The organism is Gilliamella sp. CG25, from assembly GCF_046635705.1.
In the GTDB taxonomy this organism is placed as follows: domain Bacteria; phylum Pseudomonadota; class Gammaproteobacteria; order Enterobacterales; family Orbaceae; genus Gilliamella; species Gilliamella apicola_I.
In genome coordinates this window covers 207,357-224,866 of the sequence record NZ_JBIDFJ010000003.1, presented here as the reverse complement: position 1 = coordinate 224,866, position 17,510 = coordinate 207,357, and the positions used below count along the sequence as shown (strand labels likewise).

14 protein-coding genes are annotated in these 17,510 nt (G+C 37.4%); 6 read left to right on the top strand and 8 right to left on the bottom strand.

Annotation, left to right across the window (positions count from 1 at the left end):
• Positions 1 to 58: 58 nt before the first annotated feature.
• The gene (locus ACGH6P_RS03990; RefSeq protein ID WP_267358979.1) at positions 59 to 2,029 is read right to left on the bottom strand and encodes a MacB family efflux pump subunit; all 1,971 of its coding nucleotides are present in this window, start codon (positions 2,027 to 2,029) and stop codon (positions 59 to 61) included.
• Between the two features lies 1 nt (position 2,030).
• Positions 2,031 to 3,227: an efflux RND transporter periplasmic adaptor subunit gene (locus ACGH6P_RS03985; RefSeq protein ID WP_220216263.1), complete on the bottom strand. Its 1,197-nt coding sequence runs from the start codon at positions 3,225 to 3,227 to the stop codon at positions 2,031 to 2,033.
• Positions 3,228 to 3,492: 265 nt separating this feature from the next.
• On the opposite strand from ACGH6P_RS03985, the gene ACGH6P_RS03980 reads away from it, so the two are divergent.
• Complete coding sequence (locus ACGH6P_RS03980) at positions 3,493 to 3,747, top strand: YfhL family 4Fe-4S dicluster ferredoxin (protein WP_065558501.1); 255 nt, start codon at positions 3,493 to 3,495, stop codon at positions 3,745 to 3,747.
• A gap of 4 nt (positions 3,748 to 3,751) precedes the next feature.
• Here ACGH6P_RS03980 and ispH read toward each other — a convergent pair whose 3' ends face one another.
• The 6 genes from ispH to folE all read right to left on the bottom strand — a co-directional run bounded on the left by ispH (position 3,752) and on the right by folE (position 10,447).
• A complete protein-coding gene (gene ispH, locus ACGH6P_RS03975) occupies positions 3,752 to 4,699 on the bottom strand; it encodes a 4-hydroxy-3-methylbut-2-enyl diphosphate reductase (RefSeq protein WP_267358976.1) in 948 nt (315 codons plus the stop codon).
• A gap of 1 nt (position 4,700) precedes the next feature.
• The gene (gene lspA, locus ACGH6P_RS03970) at positions 4,701 to 5,171 is read right to left on the bottom strand and encodes a signal peptidase II (RefSeq protein WP_267358974.1); all 471 of its coding nucleotides are present in this window, start codon (positions 5,169 to 5,171) and stop codon (positions 4,701 to 4,703) included.
• Between the two features lie 105 nt (positions 5,172 to 5,276).
• On the bottom strand, positions 5,277 to 8,084 hold the full coding sequence (ileS, locus tag ACGH6P_RS03965; RefSeq protein ID WP_411596762.1) for an isoleucine--tRNA ligase: 2,808 nt from the start codon (positions 8,082 to 8,084) through the stop codon (positions 5,277 to 5,279).
• Between the two features lie 38 nt (positions 8,085 to 8,122).
• Entirely contained in the window at positions 8,123 to 9,061 is a 939-nt protein-coding gene (ribF, locus tag ACGH6P_RS03960; protein WP_411596761.1) for a bifunctional riboflavin kinase/FAD synthetase, read from the bottom strand.
• Positions 9,062 to 9,260: 199 nt separating this feature from the next.
• A complete protein-coding gene (locus tag ACGH6P_RS03955; protein ID WP_411596760.1) occupies positions 9,261 to 9,773 on the bottom strand; it encodes a hypothetical protein in 513 nt (170 codons plus the stop codon).
• Positions 9,774 to 9,787: 14 nt separating this feature from the next.
• Entirely contained in the window at positions 9,788 to 10,447 is a 660-nt protein-coding gene (folE, locus tag ACGH6P_RS03950; protein ID WP_220216270.1) for a GTP cyclohydrolase I FolE, read from the bottom strand.
• Between the two features lie 203 nt (positions 10,448 to 10,650).
• Between folE and polA the strand changes: the two genes are divergently transcribed.
• The 5 genes from polA to ACGH6P_RS03925 all read left to right on the top strand — a co-directional run bounded on the left by polA (position 10,651) and on the right by ACGH6P_RS03925 (position 17,452).
• Complete coding sequence (polA, locus tag ACGH6P_RS03945) at positions 10,651 to 13,425, top strand: DNA polymerase I (protein ID WP_411596759.1); 2,775 nt, start codon at positions 10,651 to 10,653, stop codon at positions 13,423 to 13,425.
• A 269-nt stretch (positions 13,426 to 13,694) separates the two neighbouring features.
• Positions 13,695 to 15,125: a glutamate--tRNA ligase gene (gltX, locus tag ACGH6P_RS03940; RefSeq protein WP_411596758.1), complete on the top strand. Its 1,431-nt coding sequence runs from the start codon at positions 13,695 to 13,697 to the stop codon at positions 15,123 to 15,125.
• A 59-nt stretch (positions 15,126 to 15,184) separates the two neighbouring features.
• On the top strand, positions 15,185 to 16,795 hold the full coding sequence (locus tag ACGH6P_RS03935; RefSeq protein WP_411596757.1) for a YdbH domain-containing protein: 1,611 nt from the start codon (positions 15,185 to 15,187) through the stop codon (positions 16,793 to 16,795).
• Between the two features lie 14 nt (positions 16,796 to 16,809).
• On the top strand, positions 16,810 to 16,995 hold the full coding sequence (locus ACGH6P_RS03930; protein ID WP_065558684.1) for a YnbE family lipoprotein: 186 nt from the start codon (positions 16,810 to 16,812) through the stop codon (positions 16,993 to 16,995).
• Positions 16,996 to 17,107: 112 nt separating this feature from the next.
• Complete coding sequence (locus ACGH6P_RS03925) at positions 17,108 to 17,452, top strand: YdbL family protein (protein WP_411596756.1); 345 nt, start codon at positions 17,108 to 17,110, stop codon at positions 17,450 to 17,452.
• The last annotated feature ends 58 nt before the right edge of the window (positions 17,453 to 17,510 follow it).

Genomic DNA, 17,510 nt, shown 5'->3' with positions numbered 1-17,510 from the left:
CCCTTTGCAATATCATGATTGCAGAGGGATTTTAATTTTAGGTGAGGTTTTAAAAACGTTATTCTCGTTCTAAAGCATAAATCGGATCAAGTTTGGCGGCTCGTTTAGCTGGAAAATAACCAAAAATTATGCCAATGACACTTGAACAACTAAAGGCAGCGATAATTGAAATGATAGAAAAACGCATCGCAAAGGATGTGACAACATAATTGAAAATCCCACCAACCACAAATGATAATAAGATGCCTAATGTACCACCGATAAGACATACTAATACCGCTTCGATTAAAAACTGTTGCAGTATATCACTTGAACGTGCACCAACTGCCATGCGTACGCCAATCTCTCGGGTTCTTTCTGTGACGGATACTAGCATGATATTCATAACACCAATCCCCCCCACTAACAGTGAGATAAATGCAATGGTTGAAATTAATAATGTTAATACCCAAGCTGAGGAGTTAACGGTTTCACGAATGCTATCTGAATTAAAAATAAAAAAGTCTTTAACACCATGACGTTGTATCATGATTTTATTAATCGCTTGTTCAGCAATCGATAAATCAACATTATCATTGACCCGAACCGTAATACTTCTTAACGAGGTTTGTCCTACCATGCGATTAATGACTGTGGTGTAAGGAAGCCAGATGTTAAGGCTTTCATTATTACCAAAACCTTGTTGTTGTTTTGTGGCAACACCAATTATTCGTACCGGTAATTGACCCACCATCAGAATTTTGCCGATTGGATTTTCATTCTTAAATAGCTGTTTAACGGTATTTTCATCGATAACGGCATCTTGTGCTGACGAAGCAACACTGGTCTGATCAAACGCATTACCTTGGGTAATGTTATAACCACGAACGGCAAAAAATTGCTCTCCTACACCATTTACTGTCCCCGTTACAGCCAAATTTTTAACCCGAAAATAGACTGATGTTGCCAGATTTGGGGTCGTGCTATGTACAAAACTTTGTTTTGCTAAAAAGTCGGCGTCGGAGGAGCGTAAGGTGGTAATTTTATCTGCGTTGCGATCCCCAAATCCGCTTCCGGGATAAATTTCGAGTGTGCTTGTCCCTAACGAATTTATATTCGATAATATTTTTTGTTTTGTGCCTTCGCCTAAGGCAACCATTGAAACTACCGAAGCAATACCAATGATAATACCAAGCATGGTAAGAAAAGTTCGTAATCGTTGAGAAAGCATCGACAATATTGCCATATTAAAGGCATCTCGAAAACGATTGTACTTAGCTTGAAAGTTGTCTTGGGTTTTAGTCGTTTCGATCTGTTTGACTTGGCGATGATCCTCTTCTTCTGCGTGATAGTTAGGATTGATTGAGTCAGAGATAATATTTCCGTCACTGATTTCAATAATCCGTTCTGCACTTTGGGCAATATTGCTATCATGTGTCACAATAATGACGGTATGCCCTTGTTTATGAAGTTCTCGCAAGATAGCCATGACTTCTAAACCGCTTTTACGGTCAAGTGCGCCCGTCGGTTCATCTGCTAAAATAACTTGTCCGCCGTTTATTAAGGCTCGAGCAATACTGACACGCTGTTGTTGACCGCCAGATAATTGACTGGGTTTATTATTAATCTTATCTTCAAGCCCTAAACGGGTTAATATTTCAATAGCTCGTTTTTTCCGTTGTTCATTGGTGATTCCGGCATAAATAGCTGGGATTTCAACATTACCTTGTGCCGTTAAGGCGTTTAGCAAATGATAACGTTGAAAGATAAAACCAAAGTGTTCACGACGTAATTCAGCTAATTCATCAGGTGATAATTGATTGGTTGTTCGTCCTCCAATGGTATAGACACCAGAGCTTGGTTTATCTAAACAACCTAAAATATTCATTAATGTTGATTTGCCCGAACCAGACGCACCAATAATGGCAACCATTTCGCCAGCATTAATCGTTAGATTGATGCTTTTAAGCACTTGTATGGTTGAATCGCCAGCTGGAAATTCACGAACAATGTTTTCAAGTTTGATCAGCGGATTATTAGTCTTTGTCATATCAGAATCTTATCCTCGGCGTGCGTCCATTAGGATTGAATAATGCGCCATTGTCACTACCAATAATGACGACTTCCCCTTCTTTAAGTCCGGATTTGATTTCCACATTAATATTATTATTGATACCTAAACTGACTTCTCGTTCTTCAGCATTATTTTGTTGGTTAAGTACATAGACAATTGCTTTATTATCTGCCAAATTTTTTTGGATTGCTTGAGATGGGATTGCCAATACATCTTTTGCTTCAGATAAAACAATATAAACTTGGGCTGTCATCGAAATTCGTAAAATATGATCAGGATTATCAACATCGAATAATCCATTATAGTAAATTGCTGTTTTGGTGGTGGATGACGAAGAACTTAAACTTGATGAACTTTCCGTATTAATCGAATCTGGCGCAGGTTCAATGGCGCGTAATGTTAAACCGTCAAAACGTCTATTAGGTTCGCCTAATATGGTGAAATAGACGGGCATTCCTTTTTTTACATTAATGACATCCGCTTCCGAAATTTGTGCTTCAACGGTCATCTTATCCAATTGTGCAACTTTCACAATGGTTGGTGCACTTTGCACAGAGTTAACGGTTTGACCTTGATCAACGGGTATAGCGACAATTACGCCATCAATAGGTGATCGTATTTTGGTATAACCAAGATTCACTTTGGCTGTATCAACAGCGACTTGTGCACTGATGATATTTGCATCTAAGGCAGCGATATCGGCTTTGATTGCATCGAGATCGGCTTTGGCTGAATCTAAATCGGATTGAACGCCGACACCTTTATTGACGAGTTTTAATTGGCGATTATAAGTCAGTTGGTAATTAATTAAGTTGGCTTGTTTTGATTTACGTTGTGCTTCAAGGCTACTAAGCGAAGCTTCGGCTTGTTTCAAATCATTGCTTTGTTTTAAGTCATCAATTTCAGCAATCATGTCTCCTTGTTTAACTTGATCACCTAATTCAACATATAACTTTTTGATCTGACCCGAAACCTGCGCACCCACGCTGACTTGCTTGAAGGCGCTAATTGTTCCATCAGCCAGTACCGTTTTTTCAATATTAACTTTAGTCACGGGTGAGGTAATATAATTCACTGGCGATTGTGACGGAAAAACGATCAGCTTGATAATATAGAGAAGCACAAACAGAAAAATAGCAATCACTATATTTTTGAATTTAATTAACTTTAACAATATCTTTTCATCCTTTTATTCTATTCTTTAATCGTTTTAGCATTGTAGCGTAATAATATAAATGTTATTGATAACTATTCTTAATAAATTGTAATTATTATGAAAATAATACAGGCTAAATTATCTAATTTATATTGAAATATTTCAATAAATTCAAACTTATTTGGTCTATCACGAATATGATAGCTGTATTCTTTTTTAGAAATTAGGAAGGATTGCGCTATAATGGCGCAAATTTTTTGGAGATGATAAAGTTAATTGAGCAATGGCATTAAAAATAACCAGTAAATGTATTAATTGTGATATGTGTGAGCCTGAATGTCCTAACGAGGCTATCTCTATGGGGTTTGATACTTATGAAATCGATCCCAACAAATGTACTGAATGTGTCGGTTATTATGATCATTCAACTTGTCAGCGTGTTTGCCCCATTCAAAATGCTATTATTGCTGATCCTGAGCATGTCGAGACCCATGAACAGCTATTGGCAAAATTTGAGCAACTAAAACACACAAATTAACCCGTTAGTTTGTTTTTACTTCAATACGCAATTCTTTTGGAATTTCAAAGGTAATATTTTCTAAAATCCCGTCTGTTTCGATCAGTGATGTGCAACCCAAACTTTTCAAATGTTCAATAACCTGTTGCACTAAAATATCGGGCGCAGATGCGCCTGCTGTTACGCCCACCGTGCGAGCATTAGTTAACCATTCTTGCTCAATATCGGTGGCATAATCAATCAAATAGGCATTTTTACTGTTGCGTCTGGCAAGTTCAGCTAATCGGTTGGAATTGGATGAATTTTTTGAACCGACGACAAGTATCACATCTGCTTGGGATGAAAGTTGTTTTACGGCTTGTTGTCGATTGGTTGTGGCATAACAAATATCATTTTTACGCGGGCTACGGATTTTAGGAAATCGTACTTTTAAGGCAGCAATGATTTCCGCCGTATCTTCCACTGATAAGGTTGTTTGAGTGGTAAAGCATAGGTGATCTTCGTTTTTGACTTGTAATGTTTGAACATCATTTATCGATTCAATCAAATAAATACCACCATTAGGATTATTGTATTGACCTAATGTACCATCCACTTCAATATGCCCGGCATGACCGATTAAGACCACTTCTTCACCACGATAACTGGATCTTGCCACTTCCATATGAACTTTAGTCACTAATGGGCAAGTTGCATCAAAGATACGAAGTTTTCGTTTTTTTGCTTCTTCACGCACCGCTTTAGATACACCATGCGCAGAAAAGATAAGAATACTATCGTCAGGGACTTCGTCAATTTGTTCAATAAAAATTGCGCCTAGCTCTTTCAAGTTGTTAACCACATAGCGGTTATGCACCACTTCATGGCGAACATAAACAGGTGCACCAAAGAGTTCAAGTGCGCGTTCAACGATCGTGATAGCTCGATCAACACCAGCACAAAAACCTCGAGGGTTAGCTAAAATAATTTGCATGTTATTCGGTCTTTTGGGGTTTTTTATAACTACTTAGAATAAATAATCCAATACCGATACAAATCGCACAATCAGCAATATTAAAGGTTGGGTAGTGCCAGCTACCGAAATTTACATCTAGAAAATCAACCACAAATCCATGATAAAGGCGGTCAAATAGGTTGCCTAAAGCACCACCTAATATAAGTGATAGTGAAAAATTTTCTAATTTTTGCTGTCGTTTGTTACGATAAAGCATATACACAATGGCACCACTAATGAGTAAAGCAACGGCTGCAAGCATCCAACGTTGACCTTCAAAAATACTAAATGCAGCGCCAATATTTTGTACATAAGTAATCGAGAAGAAAGGCAACACGTTGATTGATTCATAAAGGTTGAATTTAGTTAGGATCCAAAATTTACTAGCAATATCAACAAAGAACACAATTGTGCTAATAATTAACCAGTAAAGTCCATTCTCTTTTTTCATAAAGTTCATGCTCATGATGATATTTCGCCGACTGTTGTCGGCGCTTAATGTAATAAGTGGCTATAAGCTATTGTCTTATAGCCGTGTTTATCTGTCATTCTATTGCTAGGCGAAATGTCTAACTTCACCCTTACCATGAATATTTTCTTCACAGCGTTTACATAAATGTGTTGTTGGTTCATTATCAATGGTGTAATGCCAACAGCGAGGACACTTATCACCCTGCGCTTTCGTGAGCTCGATTTTAAGACCGGCTATATCACTTTGTACTGCCTGTTGTGGCGCACTGTCTAGTGGTTTCACGCTGGCTTGTGACGTGAGTAGTACAAAGCGTAATTCGTTCTCTAATTTAGCGAGTGCTGTGGCAATCTGATCGTCTGCATAAAGGGTAACAGCGGCTTCAAGAGAACCTCCAATCACTTTATCGTTACGACCTTGTTCTAGCACTTTGTTTACTTCGCTACGAATTGCTAGAATTTGCGCCCAATACTCACTATTTAATGTTTCGTTATCGGATAAACTAAATAGTTCGTTATACCATTCATCTTCAAATACAAATTCTGATTTTTCAGCTGAAGGTAAATATTGCCAAATTTCATCAGCGGTAAAAGATAGTACCGGCGCTATCCAACGTACCATTGCTTGAGCAATATGATATAACGCAGTTTGGCAACTATGACGAGCAACGCTATCACTTTTGGCGGTGTACTGACGATCTTTAATAATATCTAAATAGAATGATCCCATTTCAATTGAACAGAATTGCATAATACGTTGTACGACTTTATGGAAATCATAGCTTTCGTAAGCTTGGATAATTTGATCTTGTGCCTCTTTTGCCATGCTGACCGCCCAGCGATCCAGTACCACCATATCTTCAGGTTTGATCATGTCTTTAGCTGGATCAAAGCCGTTTAAGTTAGCCAGTAAAAAGCGAGCTGTATTACGAATACGACGGTAACTATCCGCTGCACGTTTGATGATTTCGTCAGAATAGCTCATTTCACCCGAATAATCAGTCGAAGCAATCCATAGACGTAGAATATCTGCTCCGAGTTTACCCATAACTTCTTGTGGGGTAACGATATTGCCTAACGATTTAGACATTTTTCGACCTTGACCGTCAACCACAAAACCATGCGTTAACACTTGCTTATAAGGGGCTTTGTTATCAATCGCTGTTGATAGCATTAATGATGACATAAACCAACCACGATGTTGATCTGAACCTTCTAAATACATGTCAGCTTCGTGCCCTTCAAACTCAGGGCGTACACCGACTACCGAAAAGAAAGTTGATCCTGAATCAAACCAGACATCAAGGGTATCTGGCACTTTGCGATAATCGTCTGCATCGGGGCCAAGCAAATCTTTGATATCTGCATCCCACCAAGCTTGGATACCGTGTTGTTCAACTAATTTAGCGACTTTTTCAACCAGTACTAGGGTATCGGGGTGTAGCTCTTCGGTCTCTTTGTGGACAAATAACGTCATCGGTACGCCCCATGTACGTTGACGAGAGATACACCAGTCAGGACGATTAGCAACCATTGTTTCAATTCGTGCTTGTCCCCAATCCGGAATCCAGCGAACTTGTTTAATTTCTTGTAATGATTGGGCACGTAAACCTTGTTTATCCATGCTAATAAACCATTGCGGTGTTGCACGATAAATAACCGGTGTTTTGTGACGCCAACAACATGGATAGCTATGTTCAATATTTTCAAAATGAAGTAGTGCATTGTGGTCTTTCAATATGTCGATCACAACTTTATTCGCTTTAAATACAAATAAGCCATCTAAGCCTGCACCTGTGCCCGGTAAATAGCACCCATTGCCACCAACAGGGTTAGCAACTTCAAGTCCATATTTTTGACCAACTAAAAAGTCTTCCGCACCATGTCCGGGCGCAGTGTGCACCGCACCGGTACCCGCATCAACCGTAACGTGTTCACCAAGTACAATGGGTTCATCAAAATCAAGGAAAGGGTGCTTAAAGCGTAATAGCTCAAGCGCATCACCTTTACAGCTGCCAAGAATTTTCCATTCTGAAATTTCGGCACGTTTCATGACGGATTCGACCAGATCAGTGGCTAAAATTAAGCATTCTTTATCGTTTATTTGTACCAGTTGATATTCAAACTCAGCATTTAAGGCAATACCTCGGCTAGCGGGTAATGTCCAAGGTGTTGTCGTCCAAATCACGGCATAAATAGTTAAATCGGTATGAACGCCAAATTTACTCGCAACAGCTTGGTTATCCACCGCTTTAAATTTTACATCTATAGCGGGTGAAGATTTATCATAATATTCTACTTCTGCTTCTGCTAACGAAGACATACAATCTGTACACCAGTAAACAGGTTTTGCCCCTTTGACTAAATGCCCGTTTTTGATGACTTTACCTAACGCTCGAATAATATTTGCTTCCGTATCGTAATTCATTGTGCGGTAGGGATTTTGCCAATCACCCAATACACCCATACGTATAAAATCAGCTTTTTGTAGTTCAACTTGAGAAGCAGCATAGTCACGACAAATTTGACGAAACTCAGCCGGTGTCACTTTTACGCCTGGTTTGCCAACTTGTTCTTCAACTTTTTGTTCGATTGGCAGACCATGACAGTCCCACCCTGGAATATATGGGGAATCATAACCGCTTAAACCTTTTGATTTAATGATAATATCTTTGATAATTTTATTAACTGCATGACCAATATGAAGTTTGCCGTTTGCATAAGGAGGGCCATCATGCAAAATAAAGGCTTTTTTCCCTTTTTTTACTTGGCGGATTTTGCGATAAAGTTCTTTATCGTACCAGTTTTGCAACATCGCCGGTTCACGTTTGGCAAGATCACCTCGCATTGGGAAACCGGTTTCCGGTAAATTCAATGTATTTTTATAATCTGTCATGCTGATTTATTCCAGTTAATTTTGTTGATACTACTTTCTTAATTGGTTAATTGTGCACTGATCTTTTTCGCAGTGCAAACATCTTGTGTAATTTGTTCTTTTAACGCTGTTATAGAGCCAAATTTTTTCTCGTCTCGTAATTTTTCGAGGAAGGTGACGTCTAAATATTGTCCATAAATATCACCCGAAAAGTCAAATAGATTCACTTCTAAAATGGCTTTTTTTCCTTGAATAGTTGGTCTTATACCAATATTAGCAATGCCATAATAAGATTGTTGGCTACAACAATTTTTGACGTTAACTAAATAGACACCGTGTAAGGCTGGTTTTTTGCGGTGTAGCTGAATATTTGCCGTAGGAAAACCTAATTGCCTTGCTAATGCATTGCCATGAATAACACGCCCTTGAATGCTATATGGTCGACCTAATAGGCAACGAGCTAATTCAAAATCATTGTTGAGTAAAGCTTTACGCACCGCGGTACTACTAATTCGTAACTGATTCCAAACGTAGGTTGGCATGCTTTCGACAGTAAAATCATTTTTTTGTGCATAATGTTCAAGAAGATGAATATCCCCTTTACGTTCAAACCCAAACCGAAAATCATCACCAATAATAATATATTTGGCCCGTAACTGATTTATCAACCACGCTTGAATAAAGTCATCAGCAGACATTTTGGCAAAGGTTTGAGTAAACGGAACAGCAATAATATAGTCGATACCGAGTTTTTCAATAAAAATCACTTTTTCTTGAAATGAGGTTAATCGGGAAGGGGCATTTTCCGAACAAAAAAACTCTAACGGTTGCGGTTCAAATAGCATAACCACGGTTGGTAGATTTAATTTTTTACCTTGGGTGATTAAATGGTTAATTAATTGCTGATGTCCTAAATGTACGCCATCAAAATTGCCCAATGTCAGTACGCACTGGGAAAATTGATTTTTTAAATTAGCAATACCGCGAATGATCTTCATGAAAATGTGTTATTTAACTGTGTAATTTAACTCAAGTAGCCGAGAATTATACCAATCTTTCTTGAAGATGCACGTAATATAAAGCTGATTTTCGGTTGTTTTGTATTTGAGTTTTAGGTTTTGATTATTGTTAAATATTCAATTCCCATAAGATTGTTACAAAAATCCGCTGAATTTAGGTTTACGTCAATTTTGATTGTTACCAAAAAATCCGACAATAAGCCAGCTCATTTGCCCGTTTTTTATATTCAGCTTGTTGCGCTTTAGGAATAAAAAAACGGTTTTTTTCTATCTCTTCGCACTCTTTTACATCACGTTTAATTTGTTCTGCTTCTTCTTTTGAAATTCGAAAGAAAACTGTATTAAATATACCGATTTTTGAATAGTTATCACCATGGAAAGTCACTCTGTTTTCTAAACCAAAATTTCTTTCTGATGGATAAGCGAGTCCATCGAAATTGTCTTGGGGTTTTGTGACTTTTCGCATCGCAATGGTTTGATCATTACCATAAACATAGTTTTCATTGATAAAGTAATTATCCCCTTGTTTACTTATTTCAACAAGATTGGCATAGGTTGCAGTATATTTAAAATCGGGACCACCTTCTACCCAAAAACCAATAAATTTATCGTTATTATTAGAATTATCAGATTCCTGTTCAGAGCATGCTGTTATCAATAATACCATAAAAATGAGTGATAAAAATTTCATTGAATATCCTTATATTAATAGTGATGTAATGCTCTTAAAAATTCTTGTCTGGTACTTGGATTGGTTTTAAATCCGCCACCCAGTGCGGTCGTGGTTGTCATACTGCTTGAATCTTTAATGCCTCTGGCTTTCACACAATAGTGAGTCGCATCGATTGAGACCGCCACATTTACCGTGCCAAGTAAGGTTTGAAGGGCAACAAGTATTTGTTGAGTTAATCTTTCTTGTACTTGTGGTCGCTGTGAAAAAAATTCAACAATTCGATTAATTTTGGATAAGCCAATAACTTTATCTTTAGGGATATAAGAGACGGTGGCTTTGCCGTCAATGGTGACAAAATGGTGTTCGCATACACTGGTTAAGGTAATATCACGAACGGTGATCATCTCGTCGACTTGCATTTTATTTTCAATGAGCGTGATTTTGGGAAAATTTTCATAATAGAGCCCAGAAAAAATCTCATCAACATACATTTTAGAGACACGATGTGGTGTTTCGGCAAGACTGTCATCAGTGAGATCCAACTCCATTAATTTCATGATCTCACGAAAATGTTCTTCGATTTTTGCCTTGCGCTCACTATTATCCATTGCTAAACGACAAGAAGGGGTTTCAAGATTTTTAGCTGCCAGTGCATCTTTAACTTTTTGTGCAGCAAGACTTAACTGTGTCATTAATCGTATACTCAGGTTAAAAAAGATACAGTATTATATAATACTCATTTTGCAATATACAGTTTTTTAAGTTAAAACTTTCTATTAAAACATTGTGTAAATATGAAAGATTTTTACATTTTATTGTTGTAGATAATAAGAATATTGTTGTTAATTGGGGTATACTGTTAACCATTATAGCGAATAACCTTTGGGTAATACTAATGCCAAATAAAACACCAATTATCCTGATTGATGGATCTTCTTATCTCTATCGTGCTTTTTTTGCATGTCCGCCGTTAACCAATGCCAAAGGTGAGCCAACAGGGGCTATTTTTGGTGTCATCAATATGATCCGTAGTCTGATTAATCAGTACAATCCGACACATATTGCTGTTGTTTTCGATGCTAAAGGCGGCTCTTTCCGTAACGAAATCTATAGTGAGTATAAAGCCACACGTGAGGCAATGCCGGAAAATCTTCGTCCGCAAATTGAACCAATTCACACTATTTTAAAAGCTATGGGGCTGCCTTTACTCTGTATTGAAGGTGTGGAAGCGGATGATGTGATTGGTACACTGGCAAGGCAGGCTGAAAAAGAGAATCTGGACGTTTTAATCAGTACCGGTGATAAAGATATGGCACAGCTTGTCAGTGATAAAATTACCCTGATTAATACCATGAATAATACGGTGCTTGATCCGAAAGGCGTGATGGAAAAATTTGGTGTGCCACCCGAAAAGATTATTGATTATTTAGCATTAAGAGGCGATTCGTCTGACAATATCCCAGGAGTTCCGGGAGTAGGTGAAAAGACGGCTCAAAGTTTATTAACTGAATTTAACAGTGTTAAAGATATCTATCAGCGTTTAGATGATATTGAAAAATTATCAATCCGTGGCGCAAAATCGTTAAAACAAAAATTGATTGATAATCAAAAAGAAGCCGAGTTGTCTTATTTGCTGGCAACGATTAAAACCGATGTGCAATTAGATTTTACTAATGAACAGCTCATGTCGAGCGATATGGATGTTAATGCATTAAACGAATTATTTGCCTATTATGGCTTTCATCGTTGGCAAAAAGAGTTGATATCGGGCAGTTTTTTAAAAAACCAAAAAGCATCAGCGGTCAATGTGAACCAGAATATGCCGTTATTGGTGCAAGAACATTCATCCGCCAAAAATAAGCAGACTGATTATCAATGCATTTTGACTGATAAACAATTAGAACAGTGGGTAACCAAATTATCCCAAAGTCAACAATTTGCCTTCGATACTGAAACGGATAATGTCGATCATGTGCATGCTAAATTAGTCGGGATTTCGCTCAGTATCACGCCGCATGAAGCAGCTTATATTCCGCTTGCTCATCAATATCTTGGTGTTCCCGAGCAGTTACCGCTTGATAGCGTGTTGGCGAAATTAAAGCCAGTGCTAGAAAATCCGAAGATTAAAAAAATCGCGCAAAATGCTAAATTTGATTACAGCGTACTGGCTAACTATGGTATTAAAGTACAAGGTATTGCCTTTGATACCATGCTTGAATCGTATGTACTAAATAGTACAGAAAGACACGATATGGATAGCATGGCTAGTCGTTATTTGAATCATAAAACCATCACTTATAATGAGCTAACCAAGCAGGATAAAAAACAAGTGACCATTGATGTTATTGATGTTGAAAAAACGACTCAATACGCAGCAGAAGATGCAGATATCACGTTACAATTACATGAAAAACTGTGGCCAGAGTTAGAAAAAGATTCAAAATTAACTAAACTGTTTACTGATATTGAAATGCCTTTAGCCATTGTGTTGGCTGAAATGGAAAGAACAGGGGTATTGGTTGATGCTAAACAGTTAAATGATTATTCCCATGAACTTGCCAAACAGTTAATGGCGACGGAAGCCGAACTTCAATCATTGGCTGGTGAAAAATTTAATCCTGCTTCGCCAAAGCAGATTCAAGCAATTTTATTTGATAAGCATCAATTGCCGGTGTTGAAAAAGACGCCAAAAGGCGATCCGTCAACCAGTGAAGATGTGTTGAGTGAATTGGCTAATGAGTACGAATTACCGCGTATGATTCTATTTTATCGAGGACTGGCCAAGCTTAAAAATACCTATACAGATAAATTACCTTTAATGATTAGTCCAATCGATCATCGTATTCATACGAATTATAATCAAATTGGGACAGTAACTGGACGTTTATCTTCCAATGATCCTAATTTACAAAATATTCCGGTACGCAATGAAGAAGGGCGTCGAATCCGCCAGGCATTTATCGCACCAGAAGGGTATAAGATTATTTCTGCTGACTATTCACAAATTGAATTACGCATCATGGCACATCTATCGCAAGATAAAAGTTTACTCAACGCGTTTGCCCATGACAAAGATATCCACCGAGTGACGGCGAGTGAAGTGTTAAGTAAACCTGAATCAGATGTGACGTCGGAAGAACGTAGACGCGCTAAAGCGGTCAATTTTGGTTTGATTTATGGAATGAGTGCTTTTGGCTTATCAAAACAAATCAATATTCCTCGAAAAGAGGCGCAATTTTATATCGATCGCTATTTTGAACGTTATCCGGGGGTACAAACTTACATGGAGGAGACCCGTCAATTGGCAGCACAGCAAGGTTATGTCGAAACCTTATCTGGTCGACGTTTATATCTGCCTAAAATCACCTCGACTAACGGCATAGAAAAACGAGGAGCCGAACGAGCAGCAATTAATGCGCCAATGCAAGGTACTGCGGCGGATATCATTAAAACTGCGATGATAAAAATGAGTGATTGGATTAACAACCAACCGTCTGGCAATATTAGAATGGTGATGCAAGTACACGATGAATTAGTGTTTGAAGTCAAACAAGAATTGGTTGATAAGTACAGTGCGCAAATCAAATCCATTATGGAAAATTGTTATCAATTATCTGTGCCATTAAAAGTCGATGTTGGCGTCGGTGATAATTGGGATGAAGCACACTAATTTTTCATCAGCATTAGTAAATTATAAGATGTTTACGGTTTTAGATTTAAATGCAAGCTTAAGCTTAAACATCTTGAAAATTTGTGATCGATTTTAAGGCGTGAATAGGCTATTGCTCAAACCTTTTAGCGTGTTAGAATAAGTAACGAAACTGAATTTATATCAAAATGTTATTATTCTGGTTAGTTAGTTAACCGAATTGAATAAAAGAGCGCTGTTAACGCTTTTTACGTTTACGTGCTCTTTTTTATTATTATTAGGATTATTTCATGAAAATTAAAACCCGTTTTGCACCAAGCCCAACCGGTTATTTACATGTTGGAGGAGCACGTACTGCGCTCTATTCTTGGCTTTATACCCGTCATGCACAAGGTGCATTTGTCTTGCGTATTGAAGATACTGATCTAGAGCGTTCAACGCCAGAAGCCATTGAAGCGATCATGGAGGGAATGAATTGGTTAGAATTATCATGGGATGAAGGTCCTTATTTCCAAACTAAACGTTTTGATCGCTATAATCAAGTGATTGATGAAATGCTCGCTAAAGGAACAGCTTATCGTTGCTATTGCTCAAAAGAACGCTTAGAAAAACTGCGTGAAGAGCAGATGGCGAAAGGCGAAAAAGCCCGTTATGATGGTCATTGTCGTTGTGATGAAGTCCAAAAACAACATAACCACAGTGAACCGCATGTTGTCCGTTTTGCCAATCCGATTGACGGTGTTGTCGTATTTAACGATTTAATCCGTGGCCCTATTGAGATTGCCAATAAAGAGCTTGATGATTTAATTATTCGACGAACAGACGGTTCACCAACTTACAATTTTTGTGTTGTGGTGGATGATTGGGATATGGAAATTACGCATGTGATTCGTGGTGAAGATCATATCAATAATACACCTCGTCAGATTAATATTCTCAAAGCATTAGGTGCACCGCTTCCTGAATATGGTCATGTATCCATGATTTTAGGGGATGACGGGCAAAAATTATCTAAACGTCATGGTGCGGTGAGTGTTATGCAATACCGTGATGATGGCTACTTACCGGAAGCTTTACTCAATTATTTAGTACGCTTAGGCTGGTCACATGGTGATCAAGAGATATTCTCCGTGCCTGAAATGATTAGTTATTTTACATTAGATGCAGTAAGCAAATCAGCTAGTGCGTTTAATACTGAAAAATTATTGTGGTTAAATCATCATTATATTAATCATTTAGATGCTGATTATGTCGCTCAACATTTAGTTTGGCATATGAATCATCAAGGCTATGATTTAACACAAGGACCGAATTTAATCACAATTATTAAATTGTTTGGTGAACGTTGTAAAACACTTAAAGAAATGGCGGAATCATGCCGTTATTGTTATCAAGATTTTGATGATTTTGATGCTGATGCCGCTAAAAAACATTTGCGCCCCGTAGCTAAAGAGCCGTTAGAACTCATCAAAGCTAAAATTGGTGCAATTGCTGATTTTGACTGGCAAATTGATAAAATTCATCATGCTATTGAAGCCACGGCGACTGAACTTGACGTTGGAATGGGTAAAGTGGGGATGCCATTGCGTGTTGCAGTAACAGGAATTGGGCAATCGCCATCCGTGGATGCAACGGTATTTGCCATTGGCAAAAAACGAACACTATCTAGAATTGATAAAGCATTAGCTTATATCGCACAGCGAGAACAGTCACCAGCGTAATATTATTGCATTGCCGAGCAACACTCGGCAATAAACCTTGCTAAGTAGAGAGTTTATTTATGGCTCGCTTGAAAAAACGCTATTGGTTTTCATTTATTTTTCTGCTGATTATTTCAATGCTAGGTCTGTTTGGATGGCAATATTGGTTGTCTTTTAAGCAAAAAAATCAGTTAACCTTAGATTGGCATGGCTTCAATATTAGTTTGGATGGGCTATCATTTGATACTTTTACCGTTTCTCAGCAATCACAATTATCCTTAACGGCAAAAAATTTGCATGTTTCGTGGTCAAATCTATCAGCAGAAAATGTATATATCTATTGGCAGCCCGTTAACACTAAAGTAGAGAATATTAGCGATCATGGAGTTGATGGCGAGGCTGATCATCTTGATCGATCTGAATTTGATGCCTCATCTTTTTCATCAATGTTGTATTGGTTACCTAAAGCTATTCATATTCATTCGTTGCGATTTTATCAAAACAAAGTGCCTTTGTTTGATATCAAGCTAGATATGAATAAACAGCCACAAGCTATACAGCTTGAGTTATCCACCAATACCCAATATGCTGCAAAGTTATCGACTGTTTTACAATTTAATGAAGCCGATTCCCGTATTGAGATTCAACATGGCATGTTAACGACCTCATTAGCTCAATTTGGCATACAAAATGGCGATTTATCCTTACCGTTTAAAGGATCGATAACTCAAAAACAGCTTACACTAACCAATTTGAATGATGCGTCATTTAGCTTAAAAAAAGCGAATGTTTCGGAAGATTTCATTGTTAATGATCTAAGAGGAAATATCCGCTTTCAAATTCAGTCACCGCTTCCATTTCAATTGAATCAAACTTCAGCGACAGGTCAATTAACGATTAGTCAGTTCAATGGTCTTTATAAAAATAGTGAGATTAAATCGGCAACAGGTAATATTAATCTTTCGGTTAATAACAATAATTTTACGCTTTCCACATCTGATTTACATATCCAAGAAATCAATCTTGGTATCGGTTTTGAAAAAGTTAATGTTGCTGGCGCTTATTCATCAACTTTAACTGCTCCGACAAGAGGCATCATTACGTGGAAAAAATTACAAGCGAGGCTATTTTCTGGTCAGCTGTCGGTTGATAAAGGAAAATTGAATTTAACCAGATTGCCTCAACAAATTAATGTCAGACTAAAACAAATACAGTTAAAAGATGTGTTAGCTAAATATCCGGTTGAAGGGCTTGCCGGTAATGGGGCGATAGATGGCATCTTACCAATTACATTAAGCGAAGTTAAAAACAAAAATGAGCTATCATATAAGTTAGTAATTAAAAATGGTCAACTAGTTTCAACTAATCAGGGTGAATTACAGTTTGAAAATTCAGCGCTAAAAGATTATGTAAAAAATAATCCAAATATGAAAATACTCACTGATATTCTTAAAAATTTTCATTATACTAAGCTATCGAGTAAAGTTGATTACGCTAATGATATTGCTAAGTTAGGTCTGACTATTCAAGGAAATAATTTAGATGTGCAAAATGGTAAAGCGGTGAATTTAAATATCACGCTTGAAGAAAATATCGCTAAATTAATGACCAGTTTACTCTTATCAGACCAAATTAGTGAACCGATTCGTAAACGAATTGAAGCACGATTGAAAAAAAATCATGATAAATGAAAGAGGCTATTTTTATGATACGGAATGTGATTGCAGTCATGGTAGTGAGTAGCGTATTAATGGGATGCTCACCGACGGTTAGAGTTCAGGCTCCCAATGAACCAATAAACATAAATCTAAATGTTAAAATAGACCATGAAATCAACATAAAGGTTGATAAAGCGTTAGACAATGTAATTAATAAATCTGGTTTATATTAATTATTTATTAAAGATTCACGGTTATATTTTGGTTGGCGTTGTCAAAAGTGAATTAAAAGTGTAAATCACTTTGGCGTTAATGAAATATAAAGTATTTATTAAAGGGGTTATTATGACTATTTATAAAAAGTTAACGATTGCATTATTAACAGCAGCTTTATCTTTACCCGTGTTTGCATTAAATTTAGATCAAGCGATTAACGCATTAAGTCAAGCAAAAGCAAGTGGTTTAGTGGGCGAACAAGAGGATGGCTATTTAGGTGTAGTTAAAAACGAAAGCAATGCAAGTGAAATAGCGCAACTCATTAATCAAGCGCGTAAACAAGAATATCAAAAAGTTTCTGCTGAAAGTAACGTTCCTTTGAACGAAGTTGAAGTGAGAGCAGGAACAAAAGCTCAGGATAAAACAGCTGCTGGACAATTTATAAAACAACAAGGTCAATGGAAAAGAAAGTGATGATGTCATAAAGTCGCTAAGTTCTTTTTGCAACGATAGGAAAAGTATCACGACTTGG